The organism is Streptomyces sp. NPDC005774, assembly GCF_042871645.1.
GTDB classification, from domain to species: Bacteria; Actinomycetota; Actinomycetes; order Streptomycetales; family Streptomycetaceae; genus Streptomyces; species Streptomyces pratens.
In genome coordinates this window covers 1-26628 of sequence record NZ_JBIAIV010000077.1, presented here as the reverse complement: position 1 = coordinate 26628, position 26628 = coordinate 1, and the positions used below count along the sequence as shown (strand labels likewise).

At 70.1% G+C, this 26628-nt stretch carries 24 protein-coding genes, 2 tRNA genes and 1 pseudogene; 21 read left to right on the top strand and 6 right to left on the bottom strand.

Features of this window, described 5'->3' with window-relative positions; translation table 11 throughout:
• The first annotated feature begins 91 nt into the window (after positions 1 to 91).
• A complete protein-coding gene (locus ACFYQA_RS36770) occupies positions 92 to 994 on the top strand; it encodes a GNAT family N-acetyltransferase (protein WP_388927603.1) in 903 nt (300 codons plus the stop codon).
• A 24-nt stretch (positions 995 to 1018) separates the two neighbouring features.
• Here ACFYQA_RS36770 and ACFYQA_RS36765 read toward each other — a convergent pair whose 3' ends face one another.
• Positions 1019 to 1540: a DsbA family protein gene (locus ACFYQA_RS36765; RefSeq protein WP_388927601.1), complete on the bottom strand. Its 522-nt coding sequence runs from the start codon at positions 1538 to 1540 to the stop codon at positions 1019 to 1021.
• A 257-nt stretch (positions 1541 to 1797) separates the two neighbouring features.
• Here ACFYQA_RS36765 and ACFYQA_RS36760 point away from each other — a divergent pair, with 257 nt between their 5' ends.
• Positions 1798 to 2295, top strand: a complete 498-nt coding sequence (locus ACFYQA_RS36760; RefSeq protein ID WP_388927599.1) for a hypothetical protein — start codon at positions 1798 to 1800, stop codon at positions 2293 to 2295.
• A 182-nt stretch (positions 2296 to 2477) separates the two neighbouring features.
• Positions 2478 to 2651 (top strand): hypothetical protein, encoded by a 174-nt coding sequence (locus tag ACFYQA_RS36755; protein WP_386399312.1) that lies wholly within the window; start codon positions 2478 to 2480, stop codon positions 2649 to 2651.
• 125 nt (positions 2652 to 2776) lie between these two features.
• On the opposite strand, the gene ACFYQA_RS36750 is transcribed toward ACFYQA_RS36755, so the two are convergent.
• Positions 2777 to 3337 carry a CGNR zinc finger domain-containing protein gene (locus ACFYQA_RS36750; protein WP_386399074.1) on the bottom strand — a complete coding sequence of 187 codons (561 nt, stop codon included), beginning with the start codon at positions 3335 to 3337 and terminating at the stop codon, positions 2777 to 2779.
• A 276-nt stretch (positions 3338 to 3613) separates the two neighbouring features.
• Positions 3614 to 4027 (bottom strand): SsgA family sporulation/cell division regulator, encoded by a 414-nt coding sequence (locus ACFYQA_RS36745; protein ID WP_004002642.1) that lies wholly within the window; start codon positions 4025 to 4027, stop codon positions 3614 to 3616.
• 191 nt (positions 4028 to 4218) lie between these two features.
• Here ACFYQA_RS36745 and ACFYQA_RS36740 point away from each other — a divergent pair, with 191 nt between their 5' ends.
• From ACFYQA_RS36740 to ACFYQA_RS36700, 9 genes are all read left to right on the top strand, one after another.
• Positions 4219 to 4680, top strand: a complete 462-nt coding sequence (locus ACFYQA_RS36740; protein WP_388927596.1) for a TIGR02611 family protein — start codon at positions 4219 to 4221, stop codon at positions 4678 to 4680.
• Positions 4681 to 4758: 78 nt separating this feature from the next.
• A tRNA-Val gene (locus ACFYQA_RS36735) sits at positions 4759 to 4830 on the top strand.
• A gap of 424 nt (positions 4831 to 5254) precedes the next feature.
• Entirely contained in the window at positions 5255 to 6556 is a 1302-nt protein-coding gene (locus tag ACFYQA_RS36730) for an ABC transporter substrate-binding protein (RefSeq protein WP_388927593.1), read from the top strand.
• Positions 6556 to 7557, top strand: coding sequence for a carbohydrate ABC transporter permease (locus tag ACFYQA_RS36725; RefSeq protein ID WP_388927590.1), 1002 nt, complete (start codon positions 6556 to 6558; stop codon positions 7555 to 7557). The genes ACFYQA_RS36730 and ACFYQA_RS36725 overlap by 1 nt, the downstream gene beginning before the upstream one ends.
• Positions 7554 to 8486 (top strand): carbohydrate ABC transporter permease, encoded by a 933-nt coding sequence (locus ACFYQA_RS36720; protein ID WP_388927587.1) that lies wholly within the window; start codon positions 7554 to 7556, stop codon positions 8484 to 8486. The genes ACFYQA_RS36725 and ACFYQA_RS36720 overlap by 4 nt, the downstream gene beginning before the upstream one ends.
• Before the next feature lie 12 nt (positions 8487 to 8498).
• Positions 8499 to 9119: a hypothetical protein gene (locus ACFYQA_RS36715; RefSeq protein WP_388927584.1), complete on the top strand. Its 621-nt coding sequence runs from the start codon at positions 8499 to 8501 to the stop codon at positions 9117 to 9119.
• A 99-nt stretch (positions 9120 to 9218) separates the two neighbouring features.
• On the top strand, positions 9219 to 11954 hold the full coding sequence (locus ACFYQA_RS36710; RefSeq protein WP_388927581.1) for a Tat pathway signal sequence domain protein: 2736 nt from the start codon (positions 9219 to 9221) through the stop codon (positions 11952 to 11954).
• A 50-nt stretch (positions 11955 to 12004) separates the two neighbouring features.
• Positions 12005 to 12454, top strand: coding sequence for an SRPBCC family protein (locus ACFYQA_RS36705; RefSeq protein ID WP_388927578.1), 450 nt, complete (start codon positions 12005 to 12007; stop codon positions 12452 to 12454).
• 39 nt (positions 12455 to 12493) lie between these two features.
• Positions 12494 to 12565, top strand: a tRNA-Val gene (locus ACFYQA_RS36700).
• A gap of 114 nt (positions 12566 to 12679) precedes the next feature.
• Here ACFYQA_RS36700 and ACFYQA_RS36695 read toward each other — a convergent pair.
• Positions 12680 to 12856: pseudogene (locus ACFYQA_RS36695) on the bottom strand (3'-5' exonuclease); the annotation flags it as partial.
• Between the two features lie 200 nt (positions 12857 to 13056).
• On the opposite strand from ACFYQA_RS36695, the gene thrS reads away from it, so the two are divergent.
• Together thrS and ACFYQA_RS36685 are read left to right on the top strand one after the other, a co-directional pair.
• Positions 13057 to 15033 (top strand): threonine--tRNA ligase, encoded by a 1977-nt coding sequence (gene thrS / locus ACFYQA_RS36690; RefSeq protein ID WP_388927575.1) that lies wholly within the window; start codon positions 13057 to 13059, stop codon positions 15031 to 15033.
• A 93-nt stretch (positions 15034 to 15126) separates the two neighbouring features.
• Positions 15127 to 15675, top strand: coding sequence for an HIT family protein (locus tag ACFYQA_RS36685; RefSeq protein ID WP_388927572.1), 549 nt, complete (start codon positions 15127 to 15129; stop codon positions 15673 to 15675).
• A 63-nt stretch (positions 15676 to 15738) separates the two neighbouring features.
• Here ACFYQA_RS36685 and ACFYQA_RS36680 read toward each other — a convergent pair whose 3' ends face one another.
• Both ACFYQA_RS36680 and ACFYQA_RS36675 read right to left on the bottom strand, forming a co-directional pair.
• Positions 15739 to 17394, bottom strand: a complete 1656-nt coding sequence (locus ACFYQA_RS36680; protein WP_388927569.1) for a hypothetical protein — start codon at positions 17392 to 17394, stop codon at positions 15739 to 15741.
• Positions 17395 to 17710: 316 nt separating this feature from the next.
• Positions 17711 to 19906, bottom strand: coding sequence for an elongation factor G-like protein EF-G2 (locus ACFYQA_RS36675; protein WP_388927566.1), 2196 nt, complete (start codon positions 19904 to 19906; stop codon positions 17711 to 17713).
• 375 nt (positions 19907 to 20281) lie between these two features.
• Between ACFYQA_RS36675 and pgsA the strand changes: the two genes are divergently transcribed.
• The 7 genes from pgsA (at position 20282) to ACFYQA_RS36640 (ending at position 26471) form a co-directional block, all read left to right on the top strand.
• Complete coding sequence (gene pgsA, locus ACFYQA_RS36670) at positions 20282 to 20980, top strand: phosphatidylinositol phosphate synthase (RefSeq protein WP_388927562.1); 699 nt, start codon at positions 20282 to 20284, stop codon at positions 20978 to 20980.
• Complete coding sequence (locus ACFYQA_RS36665) at positions 20977 to 21909, top strand: phosphatidylinositol mannoside acyltransferase (RefSeq protein ID WP_388927559.1); 933 nt, start codon at positions 20977 to 20979, stop codon at positions 21907 to 21909. The genes pgsA and ACFYQA_RS36665 overlap by 4 nt, the downstream gene beginning before the upstream one ends.
• Positions 21906 to 23069: a glycosyltransferase family 4 protein gene (locus ACFYQA_RS36660; RefSeq protein WP_388927556.1), complete on the top strand. Its 1164-nt coding sequence runs from the start codon at positions 21906 to 21908 to the stop codon at positions 23067 to 23069. Before ACFYQA_RS36665 ends, ACFYQA_RS36660 begins: the two co-directional genes overlap by 4 nt.
• A gap of 134 nt (positions 23070 to 23203) precedes the next feature.
• Complete coding sequence (locus tag ACFYQA_RS36655; RefSeq protein WP_386399041.1) at positions 23204 to 23746, top strand: hypothetical protein; 543 nt, start codon at positions 23204 to 23206, stop codon at positions 23744 to 23746.
• Between the two features lie 188 nt (positions 23747 to 23934).
• Entirely contained in the window at positions 23935 to 24846 is a 912-nt protein-coding gene (gene pdxS / locus ACFYQA_RS36650; protein ID WP_388927553.1) for a pyridoxal 5'-phosphate synthase lyase subunit PdxS, read from the top strand.
• A gap of 9 nt (positions 24847 to 24855) precedes the next feature.
• A complete protein-coding gene (gene pdxT / locus ACFYQA_RS36645; RefSeq protein ID WP_388927550.1) occupies positions 24856 to 25458 on the top strand; it encodes a pyridoxal 5'-phosphate synthase glutaminase subunit PdxT in 603 nt (200 codons plus the stop codon).
• Positions 25459 to 25718: 260 nt separating this feature from the next.
• Positions 25719 to 26471 carry a YebC/PmpR family DNA-binding transcriptional regulator gene (locus ACFYQA_RS36640; RefSeq protein ID WP_386399033.1) on the top strand — a complete coding sequence of 251 codons (753 nt, stop codon included), beginning with the start codon at positions 25719 to 25721 and terminating at the stop codon, positions 26469 to 26471.
• Positions 26472 to 26628 lie beyond the last annotated feature (157 nt).

The following is a 26628-nucleotide window of genomic DNA, read 5'->3' as shown; positions in this document are numbered from 1 at the left end:
CTGGCGGCGAATCCCAGCTCGTTGCCCTGCTCCGCAGGAGCTGTGTTTCCTCCCCGAGCTAAAGCACGGGGTATCCACACAGGAGGAAGAGATGACCACGACCCTGCGGCCGGCCGAGCCGCTCCAGCGGAATCCCGACGGCACGCGTTCCCGTCGCTACCAGGTGTGTGTCAACAGCCGTCCCGTCGGACACATACACATCGGTACGCATCCCGTCTTCGGTGACGCCGTGGCCCGGATCATGCGCCTGCGGATCGAGGAGCCGGACCGCAGACGCGGCCGGGGCACGGTGGCCGCGCTCGCCGCCGAGGAGATCGCCCGCGGCTGGGGCTGTCGCCGCATCGAGGTGACGGTCCCCGCCGAAGCCGAAGCTGAAGCCGGCGACGAGGCCGGCGACGAGGCCGGAGGAGCGGAGGGACGGGCGGCCGGATCCGATGCCCTTGCCGGGCCCGCGTTCCGCCTCGCCACGGCGCTCGGCTACGTCGTGCGCAACTACAGCATGGAGAAGGCACTGGGGGACGTCCCGCCCGCCCTGCCGGAGGGCAGTCGCGGACGGCCGATGACCGACGCCGAGTTCGGCCCCTGGTCGGCCAGGAGCGAGGCGGAGTACGCGCGGGACTGGATCGAGCGCGGTGTGCCGGAGACCGAGGCGCGGGCCAAGGCGGCCAAGGACCATGCCGCCCTGCTCCCCGACGGGCGGGACTCGGAGGGCATGCTCCTCAGCGTCCTCGAACACGAGGGGACGTCCGTGGGCACGCTGTGGCTCGCGGTACGCGGGGAACAGGCATTCGTGTTCGACGTCGAGGCCGACGCCGCGCACCGCGGCCGGGGGCACGGTCGTTCCCTCATGCTGCTCGCCGAGGCGCAGTCGATCGCCGCGGGGAAACGCGCCGTCGGGCTCAACGTCTTCGCGGGCAACACCCCGGCGGAGCGGCTCTACGCGTCACTCGGCTACGGGACGAGGCGGTACGCGATGTACAAGCACCTGCTGTAGGGCCGGGGCGGGGGAGCTCCGCGGTCAGCCGTCCTGCTCGGCGAGGAGTCGGTCCGCGATCTCCTCGACGCGTTCACGCAGACCCTCCTGGCTCTTGCCGCCGTCGAGACGCTCGCCGCCGATGACATAGGTCGGGGTGCCGGTCACCCCGATCGCCTTGCCCTCGGCCTGGTCGGCGTCCACGATCAGGATGTGCCGGCCGTCGATCAGCGCGGTGTCGAACTCCTCGGCGTCCAGCCCGAGTTCCTGAGCGACCTGGACCAGGAAGGGTTCTCCCGCACGGTCCAGTTCCTCGACCCGTCCCAGTACGGCCTCGACATAGGCCCAGCCCTGTCCCTGCTCGGCCGCCTCCTCGGAGGCCTGGGCGGCGGCGAAGGAGTGCTTGTGCTTCTCCAGCGGGAAGTGCCGCAGCCGCAGCTCCAGACGGTCGCCGTACCGGGCGCGCAGGGCACGGAGATCGTCGAGGGCGTCACGGCAGTCCGGGCACTGCAGCTCGCACCACACGTCGAGTACGGGGGCGGCACGGCCGGGGGAGGAGTCACTCATGCCCGACAGTCTCCCAGCCCCGCGCCGAGGCACCCAATCGGCCCTGTCGCCTGCCCGGCCCCGAGGGCCTTCCGTGTGGATCAGGCTGTATCGGGAGCCTGGGCCCGCGAGCCCGGCCTGGTCCGAACGACAGGCCCTGGGGGAGTACACCGCACCGGCACCTGCGGAGGAGCCGACCCGGAGATGTCCCTGATCTGCGGCCGGAGCATGGCCCGGTGGGGGCCGGAAGGTGCAGGATGGAAGGGACGAAGTGCCCGATGCCACCGAACCCCTGCCTGGAGGACCGGATGATTGCCGAGACCGTCTGCTCCGCCGTGTCCGCGGCAGGACTGGGCATCGCGCTGGTCACGGCCTACCGCAAGCGCTTCCTCACCGCGACCCGCATCGCCGCCTATGCTCTCGTTCCCATCGGCCTGGTGATGACCGGTGTCGTCGAGTGGCTGGCCGACACCGCTTTCAGCCCCACGGCCTGGGCGGGTTTCGGCGTGCTGGGCCTGTCCTGGGTGCTGTTCATGACCACGCGCGCGGTGGAGCGCCGGCGCGGCGGCACCCGCCAGGGACGGAAGGAACGCAAGCAGCAGCGCCGGGCGGCCGGGGCGGCCGGGGCGTCCACACAGCCCGGGGCAGTGGCCCCCACGGCCTCGGCCCCCTCCCTGGGCCCCGGCTCCCGCCCGGCGGCCCGCCCCACGGCCGCGCCCAAGAGCGACGACGACTTCAGCGACATCGAGGCGATCCTCAAGAAGCACGGCATATGAAGGCGCCCCGGGCGGACGCGCCGCACCGCAGGTGACGGGGGTGACCCGGGGCGGAAGGAAGCGGGCCGAAGCGTCACAGACGGTCTTGGAGCGTGCGCAAACGATCACAACCCGGACCGTGGGTCGTGGAAACCGTGCCCTCGCGTTCAGTCCGTGAGTGGTGATCGCATCGAGTGCTCCCGATGCGTCATGATCCCCGCGAGATGCTGGACACGACACAGAGCGAGGCCGCGCCGCCGCAGGACGAGCCGCGCGGATGCCTCTTCGCCCTTTCCCAGCCACCGCTGATGATCTTCCTTGCGGTGATCGGGTGTCTGCTGCTCACGGCTGCCCTGCACGACCTGCTCTGGCTGTGAGCCGTACCCGCGGTACCCGGCGCCACCCGTCGGGACCGCGTCGGCACGGCATCGGAAGGTCACCCGCCGCTATGCCCGGCCCACGCGGCTCAGCCCGGAGCCCGGCCCCGCCCCGCTGCGTACGCTCAGCCCGCCGCCTCCTTGCGGCGTGCGCGGTACGCGGCGACGTGCAAGCGGTTGCCGCAGGTGCGGCTGTCGCAGTAGCGGCGTGAGCGGTTGCGGGAGAGATCGACGAAGGCGTGCCGGCAGTCCGGGGCCTCGCAGCGCCGCAGCCGCTCCTGCTCGCCGGCGACCACGAAGAACGCCAGTGCCATCCCGCAGTCCGCCGCCAGGTGATCGGTGACCGAGGCGCCGGGGGCGAAATAGTGCACGTGCCAGTCGTAGCCGTCGTGGTTGGTGAGCCGGGGCGTGGTGCCCGCGGCCGCGATCAGCTCGTTGATCAGTTTGGCGGCGCTGTGGGCGTCGGGAGCGGCGAAGACCGACGCGAACCGTCCGCGGATCCGGCGCACCGCCGACAGGTCGAACTCCGTGAGAACCCCGACCTCGCTGACCTGGTGGCCGCGCACGAAGGCCTCGAGAGCCGGGACGTCCGGCAGCCCGTCCGGTGCCGAGTCGTCCTCCGGCGCGGAGTTCACCAGATCCACCACGGTGTCCAGCGCGCACCGGGTGTCGTGGGTGATCAGCACGATTCGCTCCCTGGCCTGAGGGTCGGGCGGGCGCCCGCCGATGCTGGCCGATGGTAGTGGCTCCCGCGAGCCCATGAGCGCTCCTCGCTCGCACAGGGCTTCGAGGCCCGCCGGGGAACGGTCCGCTGGGGTTCCGTGCCCGGAGCTCGCGCACAGCACAACGGCGCCGTCCGCGGTGTCCCGCGGCGTCGGCGCCGTTGCGTGCCGTTGCACGGCTGTCAGGGCCCGAGCCGTCACCCCGAGTCGACGGCGTCGGGCAGCTTGGTGAACCCTCGCCTAGCTTTCCGCCAGAATGTGCGAGAGCTCCTGATCGAGATCGAAGTGCCGGTGTTCCGTGCCGGGAGGCACGGCGGCGTCCGTACGCTTCAGGAAGGACTCCAGAGCCCGTGCCGGGGCCTCGAGCAGAGCCTCTCCCTCCGGAGAGCTCAGGGCGATGCAGACGACGCCCTGACCATGGCTGCGCGACGGCCAGACGCGGACGTCGCCGGTGCCGGTGGGGCGGTGAAGCCCCTCGGCGAGGAGGTCGCGGGCGAACACCCACTCGACGGTCTCCTCGGCTCCGGTGTGGAAGGTGGCGTGCACGGCGTAGGGGTCGGCCGTGTCGTACCGCAGGCCTGCGGGGACAGGCAGGGAGGACTCGCTCGACACAACGAGGCGCAGGTGCAGCTCGCAGCTGACCGTGGTGTTCATAAGCGCCAGGGCCTTTCGCTCAGTGTGCGCTCGGGGATTCGCACGTCGGCGAAATCGACATGCCACCTACGGTGCCGTTGTAAACCCCTCTGAGTGTTTTGCATGGGTTTACGTAACTCAACCGGCCGAAAGGCCGTTCGCGAGCTGCGCCCGTTCCGGTGAAGTGAGGGGCTCCGGTAGTGTTTGGCCGTATGAATACGGGGAGTGACACACCCGGCGAGGCGGCCATGACGGCGGATCGAGCGGGAATGGACAGGGCTGACCAGGCATCGGACGAACGGGCGCTGGGCTCCAGGGCGCCGGCCTTCGTCAAAGCGCGCCGCACCCTGCACCTGAGCTGGCAGGTGGGCGTCTTCGTCGTGGGGCTCGCGGTCGTGACGGCCGGCGTCGCCATGCTGGTGCTCCCCGGACCGGGCTGGGTGGTGATCTTCGGTGGCATGGCGATCTGGGCGACCGAGTTCGTCTGGGCCCAGCTGGTGCTCCGGTGGACCAAGCGCAAGGTCACCGAGGCGGCGCAGCGCGCGCTCGATCCCCGGGTGCGGCGCCGGAACATCATCCTGACCACCGTCGCCCTCGTGATCGGGACCGCGCTGGCCGGGATCTATCTGTGGAAGTTCGGCCTCGTGATGCCCTGGAAGATCGAGAACCAGTGAGCCGCGGCGGGGGCGCGACCACCGGTCCCCACCCGTCACGGGCACTCCCTGACATGGGGTAATGTTCTTCCTGCGTCCGGGCGATTAGCTCAGTGGGAGAGCGCTTCGTTCACACCGAAGAGGTCACTGGTTCGAACCCAGTATCGCCCACCGGATCGCACCGCGGCCCGGCTCACCGACAGTGAGCCGGGCCGCGGTGCGTCTGTGTGTCCCCGGTCGGCACGCGGATGCGTGGCGGTGCGGTCGTGCGATGCCTCCGCCCGGTGTCCCACGCCTGCCCGGTGGGCGGTGGGACCGCTCCGACCGCGCCGTCCTTCACTCAACCGTGACCTTCCGGGTCCCGCCCTCCGGCGGGCCCGGCGGCGTTCGGTCCGTCGGTCGGGCTGCGTGGACCTGGGTGTTTCCGGCTGTCTCCGCCGAAGGGGCGCGAGCCGTGGCGGATCCCGCTTGGCCGGTGTGCCCATCCATTCCTGTCCGAATCATTGACGTGCTCGTGGGTCCTCCGTACTTTGTGCCAGCAAGCGCTTACTTGAAACGATTCATGAGGCGGACACGACGTCGCGGGGAGGCTCGTATGCAGCAGGGCGGGAATGCGCGGAGGCAGGCCGGGAGGCGGACGGTCCTCAAGGTGGCGGGAGCCTCGCTGGCCGTCGCGGGGCTGGGCGCCACGGCCACCGCGTGCGGCGGCGGAAGCGGAGCGGGCGACGGGACGGTGACACTCCGTTACTCCTGGTGGGGTGCCGAGGACCGGGCCGAGCGCATCAACAAGACCATCGCGCTCTTCGAGAAGAAGTACCCGAAGATCAAGATCAAGACCGACTTCCAGCCGTACCCCGACTTCTGGAAGAAGTTCAACACGCAGGCCTCCGGGGGGAATCCGCCGGACGTTTTCCAGAATGCCATCGGCTTCCTGCGTAAATACGATGCGAAGGATGTGCTGCTCGATCTCAGTGAGCAGGTGAAGGCGGGCAACCTCTCCATGGACGGATTCCGGGCGGGCCTGGAGACGTTCGGCGAGGTCGACGGCAAACTCCTCGGCGTGCCCGTGGGGTCGAACTCGCTGGCCCTGGTCATCGACAAGCCCGTCTACACCCGGGCCGGGGTCAAGCCCGAACAGGGCTGGACCTGGGACGACTTCGACGAGGCGATGGCGAAGATCCGCGACAAGTCGGGCCGGGCCGGGGACAGCGGCATGTACGGCGTCATGTACCTCTACGACCTGTATCTGCGGCAGAACGGCAAGGCGTTTTTCACCGAGGACGGACTGGGCTTCACCGAAGCGGATCTGACCCGGTGGTGGACCAAGGCCGAGAAGGGCGTCAGGACCGGCCTGTTCGCCGACCCGAAGAAGGTCGCCCAGATCAAACCCAAGTCGGCGCTCTCCGCCGAACTCGCCGGATCCGAGTTCACCTGGGACAACTTCACCGTCCGCTACACCTCCGAGGGCAAGAGCGAGTACGGCCTCGCGCCGATCCCGACCACGGACGGCAAGAAGACCGGCCAGTACCTCGGCTCCCTGATGCTCAGCGCGTCCAAGCGCACCCAGCACCCCAAGGAGGTCGCCCGGTTCATCGACTTCATGGTGCACGATCCCGAGGTCGCCAAGATCATGGGATACGACCGAGGTGTGCCCACGACGCAGGTCCAGTTCGACGCGTACCGGCCGGCCGATCCGGTCAACAAGGCGATCGCCGCCTACGAGGAGTCCCTCGTCGAGTCGGGCGTCCTGGAGCCCATCACGCCGCACCCGAACGGCGCCGACATCTGCGAGGCGGCGTTCCTGCGCATCGCGGAGGAACTGGGCCTGAGCAAGCGCTCCGTGGCGGACGCCGTCAAGCAGTTCTTCAACGAGTCGAAGACGGCTCTCGCCGGCTGATGGGAAGCGCCGTGACACACGCCCCTGCGACGGAGGACCTCATCCGGGACTCCGAGCCGTGGCACGGTCCGGTGAAGTCCCCGCGCCCCGCCGCCCTCAAGCGGCGGGGCCGCCGGGAGAACCTGGCCGGCTACCTCTTCATGTCCCCCTGGATCGCCGGGTTCCTGCTGCTGACGGCGGGCCCGATGGCCGCCTCGCTCTACTTCGCGTTCACCGACTACAACCTGTTCGACGCTCCCCGGTGGATCGGCCTGGACAACTTCTCCGAGATGTTCGCCGACCCGCGCTGGCGCCACTCGGTGCAGGTCACGCTCTGGTACGTCGTCGTCGGTACGCCGATCAAACTGATCGCGGCGCTCGGGGTGGCGCTGCTGCTGGCCCAGAAGCGGCGCGGACAGGCCTTCTACCGGGCCGCCTTCTACGCGCCCTCGCTGATTGGGGCGAGCGTCTCCGTCGCCATCGTGTGGAAGGCGATCTTCTCCGACGACGCGATCGTCGACCGCACGCAGAAGATCTTCGGCGTCGATGCCGGCGGCTGGACCGGCGACCCTGACCTGATCATCTACAGCCTGGTGGCACTCACCGTCTGGCAGTTCGGTGCCCCCATGGTCATCTTTCTGGCCGGTCTGAAGCAGGTGCCGCGCGAGCTGTACGAGGCGGCGGACGTCGACGGAGCGGGCCGACTCCGGCAGTTCTGGAACATCACCCTGCCGATGATTTCCCCGGTCCTCTTCTTCAACGTGCTGCTGGAGACCATCCACTCCTTCCAGATCTTCAGCTCGGCCTACATCGTCGGCGGCGGCGCCGGGGGCAACGCCTGCGGTCCCGCGGACGGAACCATGGTCTACACCTGTTATCTGTACGTCCAGGGCTTCGAGAACAGCCGGATGGGCCTGGCCTCCGCGATGGCGTGGATGCTGCTGGTCGCGGTCGCCCTGGTCACCGCGGTGCTCTTCTGGTCCCAGAAGCGCTGGGTGCACTACGAGGAGGGCGGCCGATGAGCTCCCCCGATCTCTCGACTTCGCCCGGTCAGGGGACACCCCCACCGGCCACCGACGTCACACCGGCCCGGTCCACCGGGGCGGGCGCCCTGCGGCGCCGTCTGCCCGGCTCGCTCGCCTGGCACACCGGGTCACTGGCGATCCTCGCGGTGATCCTCTACCCGGTGATCTGGGTCATCGGCGGGTCCTTCAAGAACAGCGAGGACATCGTCGGCAGCCTGGATCTCTTCCCGGCCGACCCGATCACCGCCAACTACACGAGCCTCACCGACGGCATCGCGGACATCCAGATCTCCACGTTCTTCGTCAACTCGCTCTTCCTCGCCGTCGGTTCGGTGATCGGGATCGTGGTGTCCTGCTCACTGACCGCCTATGCCTTCGCGAAGATCAGGTTCACCGGCCGCAATCTGCTCTTCACCCTGATGATCGGCACCCTGCTGCTGCCGTACCACGTCCTGCTCATCCCGCAGTACGTGCTCTTCCGCAACATGGACATGATCAACACCTACACCCCGCTCCTGCTGGGGAAGTACCTGGCCACGGAGGCGTTCTTCGTCTTCCTGATGGTGCAGTTCATGCGCAACCTGCCCAGGGAACTCGACGAGGCGGCACGCCTCGACGGCTGCGGGCACTTGCGCATCTACTGGTCGATCGTGCTCCCGCTGTGCCGGCCGGCCCTGATCACCAGCGCCATCTTCACCTTCATCAACGTCTGGAACGACTTCATGGGTCCGCTGATCTACCTCAACGAGCCCAGCAAGTACACCGTTTCGCTCGGTCTGAAGATGTTCGTCGACCAGGAAGGAATCGCGAACTACGGCGGCATGATCGCCATGTCCCTGGTCGCGCTCCTGCCGGTGCTGGCCTTCTTCCTGGCCTTCCAGCGCTACCTCATCGACGGCATGGCCACGTCCGGCCTGAAGGGCTGAGGTGAACCGATCATGACCGAGGCGCACACCGGGACCCGTGCCGCACGCCGTACGGGCCGTGCCGCACACGGCGAGTCACCGCTCGCCGGGAAGTTCGCCCTGTTCGCCGAGTGCCTGCTCACCGGGGTGTGGATCGCGCTGGCCTCGCTGCCACTGGTCACCTACCCCGCCGCGTTCGCGGCCGGCTCGCGGCACCTCGGGCGCCACCTCGCCCATGAGCGCGGCGGGCTGCGGGAGTTCGCGGCCGACTTCCGGTCGGCGCTGCGCGGCGGGTGGCTCGTCGGACTCGCGGGGTGGGCCGCCCTCGCCGTGGTCTGGGTGGACGTGCGGGCCGTACGGGCCGGACTGCCGGGCGGCGAGCTCGTGGGCGCCGTCGGTGTGCTCGCCCTGATCGCGGCAGCCGTCGCCGGGCTGCGCGCGGCGGTCTCCTGGCGGCCCGGGGCCTCCTGGCGGTGGCTGTGCGCGCAGGCCGCCCGCCGCACCGTGCTCGACCCCGCCGGATCCTTCCTGATCGTCGGCGGACTGGCCGTGGTGGTCTGCTCCGCCTGGTTCAGCGCGCCGCTCGCTCTGCCCGTCCTGGGCGCGGTCGCGGCGGCGGCCGTCGCCGTGGAGGAGCGCCACCGGCACCGCTGACGGGCGGTGCCTTTCGTACCAGGGCCGGCGCCCCGGCGCCGCGCCCTTGCCTGTCATGCCCTTGACAGCCCCTTGCGTCCCGCACGGAAAGGAAAGGCCATGTCCCCCATCCCCCGCAGGTCCCTCCTGAAGGCAGCCGCCGTCGCAGGCGCCGCCGCCCAGTTCAGCTGGGCCCTCGGCAGCCGCGACGCCACCGCCGCACCGAGAGCCGAGAACGCCGGCGCCGACCCCGTGACCCTGGACTGGCTCGAGGACGGCGGCCTCGGCGCGGCACCCGGCTCCACCGTCGGCGTGCCCTGGCCCAAAGGCGTCCACCGCGACGACCAGACCTTCGCGCTGACCGACGCCGACGGCAGGGCCGTACCCGTACAGTCCTGGCCACTCGCCCACTGGCCGGACGGCTCCCTCAAGTGGACCGCGCACGCGGTGAATTCCGGCACCGGCAAGCTCACCCTGACCGCCGGAACCCCCGCCGCGCCGGAGAAGAAGGTCACCGTCGACACACGCGGCGGCACCATCGACATCTCGACCGGCGTCATCACCGCGAAGATCGCCAAGTCCGGCGCCACCCTCGTCAAGTCCGTCACCCGCGGCTCGACCGAGATCGCCAGGAACGGCCGCCTCGTCCTGCTGCGCCAGCCCGAGTTCGAGGACGGCGACCAGAGCACCGTCAGGACCGAGCGCTTCGACGGCACCATCGACGAGGTCACCGTCGAACAGGCGGGGCCGGTCCGGGCCGTCGTCCGCGTCGACGGCACACACCGTAAAGGCCGCCGGAGTTGGCTGCCCTTCTCCATCCGTCTCTACTTCTACGCGGGTGCCGACTCCTTCCGCATGGTGCACACCATCACCTACGACGGCACACAGGAACCCGGCAGGGCGAGCGGCGACTTCATCCGCGGCATCGGCGTCCGCTTTACCGTCCCCCTGCGTGACGAGTCCTACGACCGGCACATCCGCATCGGCGGCGACGACACCGGACTGCTGCGCGAGGCCGTCAAGGGCATCACCGGACTGCGCCGCGACCCGGGCGCCGCCGTACAGGCCGCCCAGTTCGCGGGCGAGAAGCTGCCCGACCCCGCCACCTGGGACCAACGGGTCACCACCCGCCTGCAGTACATCCCCGAATGGGGCGACTACACCCTCTCCCAGCTCTCCGCCGACGGCTTCGCCCTGCGCAAGCGCACCAAGAAGGGCTACGGCTGGATCGGCGCCGGCGGTGGACGACGCGCCTCCGGCTTCGGCTACGTCGGCGGAGTCAGCGGCGGACTCTCCTTCGGCCTGCGCGACTTCTGGGAGAAGCACCCCGCCCAGCTCGACATCCGCGACGCCCACACCGACGCGGCCGAGATCACCCTCTGGCTCTGGTCGCCCGAGGCGCAGCCCATGGACCTGCGCTTCTACCACGACGGCATGGGCCAGGACACCTTCCCCGAACAGCTCGAAGGCCTCAACATCACCTACGAGGACTACGAGCCCGAGTTCGGCACCCCCTACGGCATCGCCCGCACCTCCGAACTCCTCTTCTGGGCCAACGAGTCGACCCCGAGCGCCGAGGAACTCGCCCGACAGGTCGAGGCCGTCCGCGTCCTCCCGCAACTCGCCGCACCGCCGAAGCAGCTCATCGGCGCCAAGGTGTTCGGTCCCGGCCTGTTCTCCGCGCCCGACCGGTCCACTCCGGCCAAGGCGAAGATCGAGGACCACCTCGACTTCCTCTTCACCTACTACAAGGACCAGGTGGAGATGCGCCGTTGGTACGGCTTCTGGGACTACGGCGACATCATGCACACCTACGACACCGTCCGCCACCAGTGGCGCTACGACATCGGCGGCTACGCCTGGGACAACTCCGAACTCTCGCCCGACCTCTGGCTCTGGTACGCCTACCTGCGCTCCGGCCGCGCCGACATCTTCCGCTTCGCCGAGGCGATGACCCGGCACACCGGCGAGGTCGACGTCTACCACCTGGGCAAGTGGGCCGGCCTGGGCACCCGGCACGGCGTCCAGCACTGGGCCGACAGCGCCAAGCAGCAGCGCATCGCCAACACCACCTACCGGCGCTACTACTACTTCCTCACCGCCGACGAACGCGTCGGCGACCTCATGCACGCCAACGTGGACTCCGACGAGACCTTCCTCGCCCTGGACCCCCTGCGCAAGATCCGCACCGAGCCGTACACCCCCGACCGGCACGCCCTGTCCATCGGCTTCGGCACCGACTGGAGCGGCCTGGTCTCGGCCTGGCTCACCGAATGGGAACGCCGGGGCCCTAAATGGGAGAAGGCAAAGGCACGCGTCCTGTCCACCATGGAGACCATCGCCGCCCAGCCCAACGGATTCGTGCAGGGCAGCGGACTGTACGACCTGGACACCGGGAAGTTCGCGATCGCCGAGGAACCCGTGGTCGGCGTCTCCCACCTGTCGGCCGTCTTCGGCCTGAACGAACTGTGCGCCGAACTCATCGACCTGGTCGACATGCCGGCCTTCGAGGAGGCGTACTACGACTACTGCCGCTACTTCAACGCGAGCAAGACGGAACAGGCGGCACGCTACGGATCGAACTTCGGCAGCCTGATCCTCTTCCAGGGCCACTCCCGCCTGGACGCCTACGCCGCCGTGCAGACGGGCGACGGCGAACTCGCCGACCGGGCCTGGGACAAGTTCTACAACTCCGACGGGTACAAGGAATCCGCCCCCTGGCAGACCGAGAAGGTGACCGGGCCGACTGCCCTGGTCGCCGGCAGTGAGGCCACCTGGGTGTCCACCAACGACACCGCGCTCTACGGCCTCGCCGCCATCGAGAACCTCGCCCTACTGGGACACCGGATGCCATAAGGGGCGGCAGGAGACCGTACGGCCCGGGCACGGGTGGGCACACTCCTTCCATGGACCGGAACCATTACCGCTTCCGCAGTCTGTGGAGCCTGCCCGTGCCCTCCGGGCCGGTGTACCGCGCCCTGGAACGCATCGAGGACTATCCCCGCTGGTGGCCCCAGGTGTGTGAGGTGACCCGGCTCGACGCCGCCGGCGGGGTCGTCCGGATCCGCTCCGTCCTGCCCTTCGACCTGACGGCGACCCTGCGGGAGACACGGCGCGATCCCTTGGCCGGAGTCCTCGAAACGCACCTGTCCGGGGACCTCGACGGCTGGGCCCGATGGACCGTCACCCCCGCCGGCCCCGGAGGCACACTCGCCCGCTACGACCAGGAGGTCGACGTCCGCAAACCCCTGCTGCGCCGCTTCGCGGTGCCGGGCCGCCCCCTCTTCCACGCGAACCACGCCCTGATGATGCGCTCCGGGCGGCGCGGGCTGGCCGCGCATCTCCAAGCGGTTTGAACCAAGCCCGCCCCGCCCTGTATCGTTCGGTCCGTTCCCGGGCGATTAGCTCAGTGGGAGAGCGCTTCGTTCACACCGAAGAGGTCACTGGTTCGAACCCAGTATCGCCCACCGGGAAAGCCGGTCCGCCACAGGCGGACCGGCTTCTTTGCGCTCAGAGCCACACGCCCGGAAGGCCCCCCCGCACCGCCGCCCGCAGTTCGGACGCGGGGCCGGACAGGACCGGGCAGGGGCGACCGGTTCCGAAGTGCCGCCGCGGGCGAACCAGGCCTGAAGGCCCCGGCCCCGGCCTGCGTGCCGCACTCCCTGCGGGGTGGGGAGGTCGCCGGGGGACAGACGCTCCAGGCGAAACGCGAAGCGGCGGCCCACTGCGCGAGAGACCTCCGGAAACGCCACCACGTCGCGGAAACCACTGTCCTCTCCGGCGAGACCCGCGGCCTCGCCGGCGACCCCCGGGACGGCACGAGGGTCGCCGGCGGGGACGGCGGCGGATACGGCCGCGGGCAATGATTTAGACCCGCACCGGTCCGGGTCGGTACGATCGCACCCATGCGTGCGCTCAGGTATGGCGCCGCGGCCCAGCCTTCAGTCAGGAGAGACCGGTGTCAGACGTCCGTGTGATCATCCAACGCGATTCCGAGCGGGAAGAACGCGTGGTGACGACGGGCACCACGGCCGCCGAGCTCTTCGCCGGCGAGCGCTCGGTCGTCGCCGCGCGTGTGGCCGGTGAGCTCAAGGACCTGGCCCACCAGGTCGGCGACGGCGACACCGTCGAAGCCGTCGAGATCTCGTCCCCGGACGGCCTCGACATCCTGCGCCACTCCACCGCGCACGTCATGGCCCAGGCCGTGCAGGAACTGTTCCCCGAGGCCAAGCTGGGCATCGGCCCGCCGGTCAAGGACGGCTTCTACTACGACTTCGACGTCGAGAAGCCGTTCACGCCCGAGGATCTCAAGGCCGTCGAGAAGCGGATGCAGGAGATCCAGAAGCGCGGTCAGCGCTTCTCGCGCCGCGTGGTGACCGACGACGCCGCCCGTGAGGAGCTCGCCGACGAGCCGTACAAGCTCGAGCTGATCGGCCTCAAGGGCTCCGCGTCGCACGACGACGGCGCGGACGTCGAGGTCGGCGCCGGTGAGCTGACGATCTACGACAACCTCGACGCCAAGACCGGCGAGCTGTGCTGGCGGGATCTCTGTCGTGGCCCGCATCTGCCGACGACCCGGAACATCCCGGCGTTCAAGCTGATGCGCAACGCCGCCGCCTACTGGCGCGGCAGCGAGAAGAACCCGATGCTCCAGCGCATCTACGGCACCGCCTGGCCGTCCAAGGACGAGCTGAAGGCGCACCTGGAGTTTCTCGCCGAGGCCGAGAAGCGCGACCACCGCAAGCTCGGCAGCGAGCTCGACCTGTTCTCCATTCCGGAGCAGATCGGCTCCGGCCTCGCCGTCTTCCACCCCAAGGGCGGCATCATCCGCCGGGTCATGGAGGACTACTCGCGGCGCAAGCACGAGGAGGCCGGTTACGAGTTCGTCTACACCCCGCACGCGACGAAGGGGAAGCTCTTCGAGACCTCGGGCCACCTGGACTGGTACGCCGACGGCATGTACCCGCCCATGCAGCTCGACGAGGGCGTGGACTACTACCTCAAGCCCATGAACTGCCCGATGCACAACCTGATCTTCGACGCGCGCGGCCGGTCGTACCGTGAACTGCCCTTGAGGCTCTTCGAGTTCGGCACGGTCTACCGCTACGAGAAGTCGGGCGTCGTGCATGGTCTGACTCGCGCCCGCGGCTTCACCCAGGACGACGCGCACATCTACTGCACCCGCGAGCAGATGGCGGACGAGCTCGACAAGACCCTCACCTTCGTCCTGAACCTGCTGCGCGACTACGGCCTGACCGACTTCTACCTGGAGCTGTCCACCAAGGACCCGGAAAAGTTCGTCGGCACCGACGAGGTCTGGGAAGAGGCCACCGAGACACTGCGCCAGGTCGCCGAGAAGCAGGGCCTGCCGCTGGTCCCGGATCCGGGCGGCGCCGCCTTCTACGGCCCGAAGATCTCCGTCCAGACCCGTGACGCGATCGGCCGCACCTGGCAGATGTCGACCATCCAGCTCGACTTCAACCTGCCGGAGCGCTTCGACCTGGAGTACACCGCCGCGGACGGCTCCAAGACCCGCCCGGTCATGATCCACCGTGCGCTGTTCGGCTCCATCGAGCGGTTCTTCGCGGTGATGCTGGAGCACTACGCGGGCGCCTTCCCGGCGTGGCTGGCACCGGTGCAGGCGGTGGGCATCCCGGTCGGCGACGCCCATGTGGAGTACCTGGAGAAGTTCGCCGCCGACGCGAAGAAGCAGGGCCTGCGGGTCGAGGTGGACTCCTCCTCGGACCGCATGCAGAAGAAGATCAGAAACGCCCAGAAGCAGAAGGTGCCGTTCATGGTGATCGTCGGCGACGACGACATGAATGCGGGCACGGTGTCATTCCGTTATCGCGATGGTTCGCAGAAGAACGGCATTCCCCGTGACGAAGCGATCGCCGAGATCGTTGACGTGGTGGAGCGTCGGGCTCAGGTCTGATGTGCTCCCCGCCTGCGCGGGGATCGGCCCCCGGGAGAGGAGAACCCCGGGGGCCTTTTCCGGCTCCTCGCCCCGACGCCATATGCTGCACGTATGACGAGTGAGCCGGAGCAGCAGATCGGAGTGGGCACGCAGGACGCGTTCCAGCGTCTGTGGACGCCCCACCGGATGGCCTACATCCAAGGCGAGAACAAGCCGAGCGGCCCGGGCGCCGACGACGGCTGTCCCTTCTGCTCCATCCCGGCCAAATCCGACGAGGACGGGCTGATCATCAAGCGTGGCGAGCTGGTCTACGCAGTGCTCAATCTGTACCCCTACACGGGCGGCCACTTGATGACGGTGCCGTACCGCCACATCGCCGACTACACGGACCTCACGACGGCGGAGACGGCGGAGCTCGCCGAGTTCACCAAGCAGGCGATGAGCGCCCTGCGCAGTGCCTCCGGCGCCCATGGCTTCAACATCGGGATGAATCAGGGCACCGTGGCCGGCGCGGGCATCGCCGCCCACCTGCACCAGCACGTCGTGCCCCGCTGGGGCGGCGACACCAATTTCCTTCCCGTGATCGGCCACACGAAGGTGCTGCCGCAACTGCTGGGCGACACCCGCAAGATGCTCGCGGAGGCCTGGCCGACGGTGTGATCCGCCCGTTCGGCGAGGGGCGGGACAACAGCCTCGGCGACTGCCCCGCCCACGGCCGGAGGCCTACGCGTCGTACACGTCGGCCTTCTTGGGCGCCGCGTCCTGGATGGCACCGCTCAGGCCCGCCGAGCGGGCACCGAACTTCTCCGTGTCCACGCCGTTCTCCTTCAGCACCTTGATCGCCGCCGAGTGCACCGCCCGGAGGACCGGCGTGGCCGCGCGCAGCGCGTCGTCGGCCATGAAGCGGTGCCGCCACGGCTTGTCCGCCCAGGCGTGCCGCAGGCCGAAGGGCTCGGGCAGCGAGAGCTTGCCGCCCAGCCAGTAGAGCAGCGGCGGATACCAGGTCAGCGGCGCGCGGGCGGCCAGGCGCACCACTTCGTCGGTGTCGACCAGCGGGAGCTTCACCGTCCGGGTCTCCCAGAACCTGACCGACTTCTGGACGCTCTTCTCCTTGGCCGCCGGCTTGCTCGTGAACAGGGAGTGCACCGGGCCCAGGGCATGCCCGGTGACCTCGATGCGCAGCGTCTCGTGCAGCACCGTCACCGTGATCAGCATGGTGAGGACCAGTTGGCCGTCCCACAGGGTCCACTGCACGCCCAGGTAGTGCCGGTCGCCCGCGCCGAACTGCTGGTTGTTGCAGATCTCCTGTATGGCGTGCGGCTTGATCCGGTACGCCTCGACGTCGGTGCCGTCGGGCCGGGACACCGCTTCCGCGTTCTCCCCGATCGGGGTGACGATCCAGTGCCGTACCGTCGGCTTGGGGAAGCCGCCGGTGTGCAGCGGGCCGCGCTCCAGCATGCGCAGCCGGTCGTGGACGGCCTTGATGACGTCCCAGCTGCGGAACGGGTTGATCTCCCGGTCCGGATCGATCGGGAGCAGCTCCTCGGCGAGCTGCCAGCTGCCCCAGCGCGTGCCCATGCCGAGTATCCCCTTGGGCCCGGCGTAGAACACGGAGTTGGACTGCTGTTCGGCACTGAGCCGGGCCAGCGACTGCCGCAGCTCCTCGGCGGCCGTCTCGCCGGGACTGCTCGGCACCGCCTCGGGCACCTTGGCGCCCACGCTGCCGCCGGAGAGGAGGCTGCTCCAGCGCTCCCTGAGGTCGTGCGCCGTGCGCTCGCAGATCCGCTTGGCCCAGAACCAGCCGATCACCGGGGCGACGACACAAGCGCGCGCGTACCAGCCCCAGAATCCGTCGAAGGGCATCCGGAGCAGGAAGACCACGGCGAGGAGTCCGATCGCGACCAGCAGCGTGGTGGCGAGCGCGCCGGCCCGCTTGTCCTCGCGCCTGGCGATGGTGGTGCGGATCTGGAAGACCAGCAGCCAGACCAGCAGTCCGGGCAGGAACAGCACGCCGCACAGCACCATCACGGCACTGAGCCAGTTGTCCCGTTCCCTGCGGATGCGGTGCGCCGCGAGGCTGTGCTCCACGACCGCCTGCGGCTGGGTGCCGAAGGACTGGATGAGGGGTGCCCGCCCGGAGCCCAGCATCCGGTCGATGACCGCCCGGGAGAACGCCTCGCCCAGATTCGGCCGGAACAGCGCGATCCGGGGCTTGCCGACGGACGACTTGTGCCACTCGGTGTTGGCCTTGAGTATCTCGTCGGCCTCGTTGTCCCGGTAGGCGGCCGAGGCCAGCGCGAACGTCGGGGTCTGCCCCTCGTCGCCGGTGCGTGGCACCTGCGGACCGAAGAACTCCGCGTAACCGCCTTCAACGGCCATTCCCGCCCCCGATCGCCGCGACTGTCGTCTTGCGGCCTTCCCGACTTCCTTGCCCCGCACACCTGTTGAACTGGTCTTCAGAGTATCCGCCGCCGACGGCGTCCGTCGGTGGACGGCCGAAAGCCGCCTACCGGTACGAATACCGGCACGAAATGAGGCCTCTCGGAGGCGCTTTCCGCCGCTTCCGGGCGCATGTACGCGCTCATGCCCGGGGGCGGTGGTGCGCGGGCGCCCGCGGAACTGCAGGGACTGTCCCGAGAGCGCCGGCGCCGGATCCCGGGCCATGCCGAGGAGGAGGCGCGCGCCTCCTCCTCGGTCAGGCGCTGACTGCCTCCTCCCGGACCCGCTCGGCGACCTGCGCCGGCATCGGCTCGTGCCGCACGTACCGGCGGCTGAAGCGCGCGGTGCCGTGCGAGAGCGCCCGCAGATCGACGCTGTACCGGCCGATCTCGATCTCCGGGACCTCGGCCCTGATGAGGGTGCGTCCGCCCGCAGACTGCTCGGTGCCGAGCACCCGGCCGCGCCGGCCGGACAGATCGCTCATCACCGGGCCCACGTAGTCGTCACCGATCAGCACGTCCACCTCGGCCACCGGCTCCAGGAGATTGATCGGCGCGTCCGCGGCCGCCTCCCGCAGCGCCAGCGCGCCGGCCGTCTGGAAGGCCGCGTCGGAGGAGTCCACCGAGTGCGCCTTGCCGTCCCTCAGCGTCACCCGTACGTCGATCAGCGGGTGGCCGGCCGCGACTCCCTTGGCTGCCTGGGCCCGTACGCCCTTCTCGACGGACGGGATGAACTGCCGTGGCACCGCGCCGCCGACGACCTTGTCCACGAATTCGATGCCCGAACCGCCCGGCAGCGGCTCCACGTCGATCTCGCAGATGGCGAACTGCCCGTGCCCGCCGGACTGCTTGACATGCCGTCCACGCCCGGAGGCCTTGCCGCCGAAGGTCTCGCGCAGGGGCACCCGGTGGGCCACGACGTCCACCTGGACGCCGTACCGGCTGCGCAGGCGCTCCAGGGCCACGTCCGCGTGGGCCTCGCCCAGGCACCACAGGACCACCTGGTGGGTGTCCTGGTTGTGCTCCAGGCGCATGGTGGGGTCCTCCGCGACGAGGCGGGCCAGTCCCTGCGAGAGCTTGTCCTCGTCCGGTTTGCTGTGTGCCTGGATGGCCAGGGGCAGCAGCGGGTCGGGCATCTCCCAGGGTTCCATCAGCAGGGGGTCGTCCTTGGCGGACAGGGTGTCCCCGGTCTCCGCGCGGCCCAGCTTCGCCACGCACGCGAGGTCGCCCGCGATGACGTGGGACACCGGGCGCTGCTGCTTGCCGAACGGTGTGGACAGGGCGCCGATCCGTTCGTCGACATCGTGGTCCTCGTGGCCCCGGTCGGTCAGTCCGTGTCCCGAGACGTGCACCGTCTGGTCGGCGCGCAGGGTGCCGGAGAACAGCCGGATCAGCGAGATCCGCCCGACATACGGGTCGGACGACGTCTTGACGACCTCCGCGACCAGCGGGGCGTCGGGGTCGCACGGGTTCAGCTCGCGCGGTGTGCCGTCGACGGTGGTCACCCGCGGTGTGCCGTGTTCCAGCGGGGTCGGGAAGCCGCCGGTGATCAGCCCCAGCAGTTCGACCGTACCGAGGCCCTGGCGGGTGCCGTCGGCCGCGGGGGAGGCGGCCAGGACGGGGAAGAACCCACCGCGCGCGACGGCTTTCTCCAGGTCCTCGATCAGGGTCTTGACGTCGCACGGTTCGCCGCCGAGGTAGCGGTCCATGAGGGTCTCGTCCTCGCTCTCCGCGATGATCCCCTCGATCAGCCGGTTGCGGGCCTCCTCGATCAGCGGCAGCCGGTCCGGGTCGGGCTCGTACTCCTCGCGCTCGCCGGACGAGTAGTCGAACAGTTTCTGGGTCAGCAGTCCGATCAGGCCCGTCACGGGCGCGTGCCCGTCGGGTCCCTCCGGACCGTGCAGCGGCAGGTACAGCGGCAGTACGGCGTCGGGGTCGTCCCCGCCGAACGTCCGGGCGCACACGCGCGTCATCTCGGTGAAGTCCGCGCGCGCCGCCTCCAGGTGCGTGACGACGATGGCCCGCGGCATGCCGACGGCCGCACACTCGTCCCACACCATGCGGGTGGGGCCGTCGACCCCGTCGGAGGCCGAGACGACGAAAAGGGCCGCGTCCGCCGCTCGCAGACCGGCCCTGAGTTCACCGACGAAGTCGGCGTATCCGGGAGTGTCCAACAGGTTGATCTTGATGCCGTCCCATTCGAGGGGCACCAGGGAGAGCTGTACCGAGCGCTGCTGCCGGTGCTCGATGTCGTCGTAGTCGGACACGGTGCCGCCGTCCTCCACCCGGCCCGCCCGGTTCACGGCTCCCGCGGTCAGCGCGAGGGCCTCCACCAAGGTCGTCTTGCCCGATCCGGAGTGGCCGACCAGCACCACATTCCGTACGGACGTGGGGTGGTCGGCCGCCTGTGCCCTTCCGGCGGCTCCGGGGTGTGTGTGCGCCTTGTCGCCCATGGTCCTGCCTCCCGTGCACGGTGAGGTCGCTGTGGGCGCGGACGCGCGGAATCCTTCCGGGGCCTGCCCGGGGGCACCCCGAGCGGTGACGGCTCCGGCGACGCCCGCGGTCCTTCGAGCTTTCCACTCCCGTCACGGTGCGTCCATACGAAGGACGCGATCCCACGCCTCCCGGCGCTGCCCGACCGTGCCTTCGGTCGTCCCGGCACCGGCTCCGGCCGCGACGTTCGGCCCGGTCCGGTCCGCGGGGCCGGGCGGCGGCGGTCCCGTACCGGGTCCTCAGGTGCCAGGCCGTCGGTGGCACGCGCACGTGACTACGATGGGCCAGCCGGTGGCCAGTGGGGCCACACGGTCACACCGACCGTCGGGAAGGCCATGCTGAACAAGTACGCGCGTGCATTCTTCACGCGTGTCCTCACACCGTTCGCCGCGTTTCTCATCCGGCGGGGGGTCAGCCCGGACACGGTCACGCTCATCGGCACCGCCGGTGTGGTCGCGGGCGCGCTGGTCTTCTACCCCCTGGGCGAGTTCTTCTGGGGCACGGTCGTGATCACGCTGTTCGTGTTCTCCGACCTCGTCGACGGCAACATGGCCCGCCAGCTGGGCCGCTCCAGCCGCTGGGGTGCCTTCCTCGACTCCACCCTCGACCGGGTCGCCGACGGGGCCGTTTTCGGCGGCTTCGCCCTGTGGTACGCGGGCCGGGGCGACGACATCGTGCTGTGCGCCGTGTCGATCTTCTGCCTGGCCAGCGGCCAGGTGGTGTCGTACACCAAGGCGCGCGGCGAGTCGATCGGACTGCCGGTGGCCGTGAACGGGCTGATCGAGCGGGCCGAGCGGCTCGTGATCTCGCTGGTCGCGGCCGGTCTGGCGGGTCTGCACGCGTTCGGCGTCCCCGGTATCCAGTACCTGCTGCCGGTCGCCCTGTGGATCGTCGCCGTCGGCAGCCTGATCACGCTGATCCAGCGGGTCGTCACGGTACACCGGGAGTCCGCCGAGGCAGAGGCCGCGGAGGCCGCGGAGGAGCAGGAGGCCGCCGGGGAGCAGGAGGCCCGCGGGAGCGGGGCCGCGAAGTGAGCGCGCGGGACCGCCTGAGCGACGCTCTGTACGGCGCCGGCTGGGCCACCGTCAAGAAGCTCCCCGAACCCGTCGCCGTGCGGCTCGGCCGGACCATCGCCGACCTCGCCTGGAAGCGGCGCGGCCAGGGCGTGCTCCGGCTGGAGAGCAACTACGCGCGCGTGGTGCCCGACGCGGGCCCCGAGCGGCTCGCCGAACTGTCCCGCGCGGGCATGCGTTCGTACCTGCGGTACTGGATGGAGTCCTTCCGGCTGCCCGCCTGGAGCCCGGAGCGCATCGCGAACGGCATCGACATCAAGGACATCCACCGGGTGACCGACGGCATGGCGGCCGGCAAGGGTGTCGTCCTCGCGCTGCCGCACCTCGCCAACTGGGATCTCGCGGGCGCCTGGGCCACCACCGGGCTCGGCATTCCGTTCACCACCGTCGCCGAGCGCCTGAAGCCGGAGACGCTGTACGACCGCTTCGTCGCCTACCGCGAGGGCCTCGGCATGGAGGTGCTCCCGCACAGCGGTGGCAGCGCGTTCGGCACGCTGGCCCGGCGGCTGCGCGACGGGGGACTGGTCTGCCTGGTCGCCGACCGCGATCTGTCGGCCTCCGGTGTGGAGGTCGAGTTCTTCGGCGAGACCGCGCGGATGCCGGCCGGCCCCGCCCTGCTCGCCCAGCACACCGGGGCGCTGCTGCTGCCGGCGACGCTCTGGTACGACGACTCGCCCGTGATGCGGGGCCGGGTCCATCCAGCGGTCCCGGTTCCCGAGTCAGGTACGCGGGCCGAGAAGACGTCCGTCATGACACAGGCGCTGGCCGACGCCTTCGCCACGGGGATCGCCGACCATCCGGAGGACTGGCACATGCTGCAGCGCTTGTGGCTCAAGGATCTCGATCCGGCGCGTGACTCCGAGCAGGACGCCCGGGAGGGGACTCCGTGAGGATCGGCATCGTCTGCCCGTACTCCTGGGACGTACCGGGCGGCGTCCAGTTCCACATCCGTGACCTGGCCGAGTACTTCATCCGCCTCGGCCACGAGGTGTCCGTCCTCGCCCCGGCCGACGACGAGACCCCGCTGCCGCCGTACGTCGTCCCGGCCGGCCGCGCGGTGCCGGTGCCGTACAACGGCTCGGTGGCCCGGCTCAACTTCGGCTTCCTGTCGGCGGCCCGGGTGCGTCGCTGGCTCCACGAGGGCGCCTTCGACGTGATCCACATCCACGAGCCGACCTCGCCCTCGCTCGGCCTGCTGGCCTGCTGGGCGGCCCAGGGACCCATCGTCGCCACCTTCCACACGTCCAACCCGCGCTCCAGGGCCATGGTCGCCGCGTACTCCATCCTGCAGGCGGCGCTGGAGAAGATCAGCGCACGGATCGCGGTGAGCGAGTACGCCCGCCGCACACTCGTCGAACATCTCGGCGGCGACGCGGTGGTGATCCCGAACGGGGTGGACGTCGACTTCTTCGCCCGCGCCGAGCCCGAGCCCGCGTGGCAGGGAGACACGATCGGCTTCATCGGCCGCATCGACGAGCCCCGTAAGGGCCTGCCGGTGCTGATGCGGGCCCTGCCGAAGATCCTCGCCGCCCGCCCGCAGACGCGGCTGCTGGTCGCGGGGCGCGGCGACGAGAAGGAGGCGGTGCAGAGCCTGCCCGCCGAACTCCGTCCCCGGGTCGAGTTCCTCGGCATGGTCAGCGACGAGGACAAGGCCCGCTTCCTGCGCAGCGTCGACGTGTACGTGGCGCCCAACACCGGCGGCGAGAGCTTCGGCATCATTCTGGTCGAGGCGATGTCCGCGGGGGCGCCGGTGCTTGCCTCCGACCTGGACGCCTTCGCCCAGGTACTCGACCGGGGGGCGGCCGGCGAGCTGTTCCCCAACGAGGACGCCGACGCGCTCGCCGAGGCCGCGGTACGCCTCCTGGGAGACCCGGAGCGGCGCGCGAAGCTGCGCGAGCGGGGCAGCGCCCACGTCCGCCGCTTCGACTGGTCGACCGTCGGCGCGGACATCATGTCCGTCTACGAGACGGTGACCGCCGGAGCGGCGGCGGTGGCGGCCGACGAGCGGACGACGGGGCTGTGGTCGCGCTTCGGGCCGGCGAGGGACTGAGGGCAGCTGTCATGGCCGGGCCCGGCCATGACAGCCCGTACCTCCGGTGAACGGCGACGAGCGAGGGCGTCGGCGCCCGGGGCGCCGCGGGCACTCGCCCGGGCGGGCGCGGCGCCCCGGTAGCCTTGCCGCCCGTGACCGCAACCCTGATCTGGATCCTCGTCGCCCTTGTCGTGATCGGCCTCTACCTGAGCTGGACGGCTGGGCGGCTGGACCGGCTGCACGCCCGGATCGACGCCGCACGCGCCGCACTGGACGCGCAGTTGTTGCGTCGCGCCTCCGTGGCCCAGGAACTGGCCACGTCAGGGGTGCTCGACCCGGCCGCCTCGATCGTGCTCTACGAGGCCGCGCACGCCGCGCGGCAGGCGGTGGAGGAGCAGCGGGAGGTCGCCGAGAGTGAACTGAGCCAGGCGCTGCGGGCCGTTTTCGCCGAGTCGCAGCAGGTGGATGCGGTCAAGGAGGCGCCCGGGGGAGAGAACGCGGCGGTGGAACTCGCCGAGGCGGTCCGCAGGGTGTCCATGGCCCGCCGTTTCCACAACGACACCGTACGGGCCGCACGCGCCCTGCGCCGGCACCGGAAGGTGCGCTGGTTCCGGCTGGCGGGACACGCACCGTTCCCGATGGCGTTCGAAATGGACGACGAACCCCCGGCCGCCCTGATCGAACGCGCGGCCTAGGATCTCGGCCCCGCCGCTCCGGAATGATCCGCCGGACAGGCCCTGTCGGCGGCACCCACCGGGAGGGCGGCCGGGATTTCCGCCCAAAACGATCCACCGCCTCTCCATTGGCTCTTGCCGTGGACTGGCCCGTTCACGTTTCCTCGGTGGTGCAGCAACCCCCCTCTTCGTCATCAGTGAGGTCATTCGTGTCCAGCACGCTCTCCGAAAACCAGGGTCCCGAGACCGGCACCGCCCGTGTGAAGCGCGGCATGGCCGAGCAGCTCAAGGGCGGCGTGATCATGGACGTCGTCACACCGGAGCAGGCGAAGATCGCCGAGGACGCGGGCGCCGTCGCCGTCATGGCACTGGAGCGAGTCCCCGCCGACATCCGCAAGGACGGCGGCGTGGCCCGTATGTCCGACCCGGACATGGTCGAGGGCATCATCGCGGCCGTCTCCATCCCGGTCATGGCCAAGTCCCGCATCGGCCACTTCGTCGAGGCGCAGGTGCTGCAGTCGCTCGGCGTCGACTACATCGACGAGTCCGAGGTCCTCACCCCGGCCGACGAGGTCAACCACTCCGACAAGTGGTCGTTCACCACCCCCTTCGTCTGCGGTGCCACCAACCTCGGCGAGGCCCTGCGCCGTATCGCCGAGGGCGCCGCGATGATCCGCTCCAAGGGCGAGGCCGGCACCGGAAACGTCGTCGAGGCCGTGCGCCACCTGCGTCAGATCAAGAACGAGATCGCCCGGCTGCGCGGCTTCGACAACCACGAGCTGTACGCCGCCGCCAAGGAGCTGCGCGCCCCGTACGAGCTGGTCAAGGAGGTCGCCGAGCTGGGCAGGCTGCCGGTCGTGCTGTTCTCCGCCGGTGGTGTCGCCACCCCCGCCGACGCCGCCCTGATGCGTCAGCTCGGTGCCGAGGGCGTCTTCGTCGGCTCCGGCATCTTCAAGTCCGGCGACCCGGCCAAGCGTGCCGCCGCCATCGTGAAGGCGACCACCTTCTACGACGACCCGAAGATCATCGCGGAGGCGTCCCGCAACCTCGGCGAGGCCATGGTCGGCATCAACTGCGACACCCTCCCCGAGACCGAGCGCTACGCCAACCGCGGCTGGTAGGCCCCGGGCATGAGCGACATCGTCATCGGTGTCCTGGCCCTCCAGGGCGACGTACGGGAGCACCTCGTCGCCCTGGCCGCGGCCGACGCCGTCGCCAGGCCGGTGCGGCGCCCGGAGGAGCTCGCCGAGGTCGACGGCCTGGTCCTCCCCGGCGGGGAGTCCACCACCATCTCCAAGCTGGCCGTCCTGTTCGGCCTGATGGAGCCCCTGCGCACACGCGTGCAAGGCGGCATGCCGGTCTACGGCACCTGCGCCGGGATGATCCTGCTCGCCGAGAAGATCCTCGACCCTCGCTCCGGTCAGGAGACCGTGGGAGGCATCGACATGATCGTGCGACGCAACGCGTTCGGACGGCAGAACGAGTCGTTCGAGGCGGCGGTCGACGTCAGGGGCATCGAGGGCGGCCCTGTGCACGGGGTCTTCATCCGTGCCCCCTGGGTGGAGTCCGCCGGCGCCGGTGCGGAGGTGATCGCCGAGCACGACGGACGCATCGTCGCCGTCCGCCAGGGCAATGCGCTGGCCACGTCGTTCCACCCGGAACTGACGGGTGACCACCGAGTGCACGGCCTGTTCGTCGACATGGCGCGCGGGTGCCGGGCGGCCGGACCCTAGGACCTGTCCGGGATTTTCCCGCCTGCCCGGCGGCGTCTGGCACGCACTCCCCCAAGCTCTTCGAGCAGGGGGGACCCCCCAGCCGCGTTGCCGAACCGCCCACGTGGCTCCTCCCCCGCTCTCGGCTCCGCTCGAGCAGGGGGGACCCCCATGACGCCGCCGGGCCTGCCCTACGGGCGGACGACGGGAAAATCCCGGACAGGCCCTTGTAGGATTCCTGCGTTCGTTGCAGAGATGGGTTACGCGAAGGAGACAGGCAGATGTCCGGCCACTCTAAATGGGCCACGACGAAGCACAAGAAGGCCGTGATCGACGCCAAGCGCGGCAAACTCTTCGCGAAGCTGATCAAGAACATCGAGGTCGCCGCGCGTATGGGCGGTGTCGATCTGGAGGGCAACCCGACCCTCTACGACGCCGTTCAGAAGGCCAAGAAGCAGTCGGTGCCGAACAAGAACATCGACTCCGCCGTCAAGCGCGGCGGCGGTCTCGAGGCCGGTGGCGCCGACTACGAGACGATCATGTACGAGGGCTACGGCCCGAGCGGTGTCGCGGTGCTCATCGAGTGCCTCACCGACAACCGCAACCGTGCCGCCTCCGACGTGCGCGTCGCGATGACCCGCAACGGCGGCTCGATGGCCGACCCGGGCTCGGTGTCGTATCTGTTCCACCGCAAGGGTGTCGTGATCGTCCCCAAGGGCGAGCTGACCGAGGACGACGTCCTCACCGCCGTCCTGGACGCGGGAGCCGAGGAGGTCAACGACCTCGGTGAGTCCTTCGAGGTGCTCAGCGAGGCCACCGACCTGGTCGAGGTCCGTACCGCTCTGCAGGACGCCGGGATCGACTACGACTCCGCCGAGGCCAACTTCGTCCCGACCATGCAGGTCGAGCTGGACGAGGAAGGCGCCAAGAAGATCTTCAAGCTGATCGACGCGCTGGAGGACAGCGACGACGTGCAGAACGTCTTCGCCAACTTCGACGTGAGCGACGAGATCATGGAGAAGGTCGAGGTGTAGCGCTGCCGCGTGCACGACGATTCCGGCGGGGGGGCGGGGGGGGGTGGCCCCCCCCCCCCCCCCCCCGGGCGGGGGGGGCCCCCCCCCGGGGCCCCCCCCCGGCCCCCCCCCCCCCCCCCCCCCCCCCCCCCAGTGGGACCCCCCCCCCGGGCGCCCC

Bases quoted from the DNA above. Each gene is read 5' to 3' on its own strand.
- ACFYQA_RS36770 (WP_388927603.1), top strand. From the start codon at position 92: ATGACCACGACCCTGCGGCCGGCCGAGCCGCTCCAGCGGAATCCCGAC.
- ACFYQA_RS36765 (WP_388927601.1), bottom strand. From the start codon at position 1,540: ATGAGTGACTCCTCCCCCGGCCGTGCCGCCCCCGTACTCGACGTGTGG.
- ACFYQA_RS36760 (WP_388927599.1), top strand. From the start codon at position 1,798: ATGCCACCGAACCCCTGCCTGGAGGACCGGATGATTGCCGAGACCGTC.
- ACFYQA_RS36755 (WP_386399312.1), top strand. From the start codon at position 2,478: ATGCGTCATGATCCCCGCGAGATGCTGGACACGACACAGAGCGAGGCC.
- ACFYQA_RS36745 (WP_004002642.1), bottom strand. From the start codon at position 4,027: ATGAACACCACGGTCAGCTGCGAGCTGCACCTGCGCCTCGTTGTGTCG.
- ACFYQA_RS36740 (WP_388927596.1), top strand. From the start codon at position 4,219: ATGAATACGGGGAGTGACACACCCGGCGAGGCGGCCATGACGGCGGAT.
- ACFYQA_RS36730 (WP_388927593.1), top strand. From the start codon at position 5,255: ATGCAGCAGGGCGGGAATGCGCGGAGGCAGGCCGGGAGGCGGACGGTC.
- ACFYQA_RS36725 (WP_388927590.1), top strand. From the start codon at position 6,556: ATGGGAAGCGCCGTGACACACGCCCCTGCGACGGAGGACCTCATCCGG.
- ACFYQA_RS36720 (WP_388927587.1), top strand. From the start codon at position 7,554: ATGAGCTCCCCCGATCTCTCGACTTCGCCCGGTCAGGGGACACCCCCA.
- ACFYQA_RS36715 (WP_388927584.1), top strand. From the start codon at position 8,499: ATGACCGAGGCGCACACCGGGACCCGTGCCGCACGCCGTACGGGCCGT.
- ACFYQA_RS36710 (WP_388927581.1), top strand. From the start codon at position 9,219: ATGTCCCCCATCCCCCGCAGGTCCCTCCTGAAGGCAGCCGCCGTCGCA.
- ACFYQA_RS36705 (WP_388927578.1), top strand. From the start codon at position 12,005: ATGGACCGGAACCATTACCGCTTCCGCAGTCTGTGGAGCCTGCCCGTG.
- ACFYQA_RS36685 (WP_388927572.1), top strand. From the start codon at position 15,127: ATGACGAGTGAGCCGGAGCAGCAGATCGGAGTGGGCACGCAGGACGCG.
- ACFYQA_RS36680 (WP_388927569.1), bottom strand. From the start codon at position 17,394: ATGGCCGTTGAAGGCGGTTACGCGGAGTTCTTCGGTCCGCAGGTGCCA.
- ACFYQA_RS36675 (WP_388927566.1), bottom strand. From the start codon at position 19,906: ATGGGCGACAAGGCGCACACACACCCCGGAGCCGCCGGAAGGGCACAG.
- pgsA (WP_388927562.1), top strand. From the start codon at position 20,282: ATGCTGAACAAGTACGCGCGTGCATTCTTCACGCGTGTCCTCACACCG.
- pdxT (WP_388927550.1), top strand. From the start codon at position 24,856: ATGAGCGACATCGTCATCGGTGTCCTGGCCCTCCAGGGCGACGTACGG.
- ACFYQA_RS36640 (WP_386399033.1), top strand. From the start codon at position 25,719: ATGTCCGGCCACTCTAAATGGGCCACGACGAAGCACAAGAAGGCCGTG.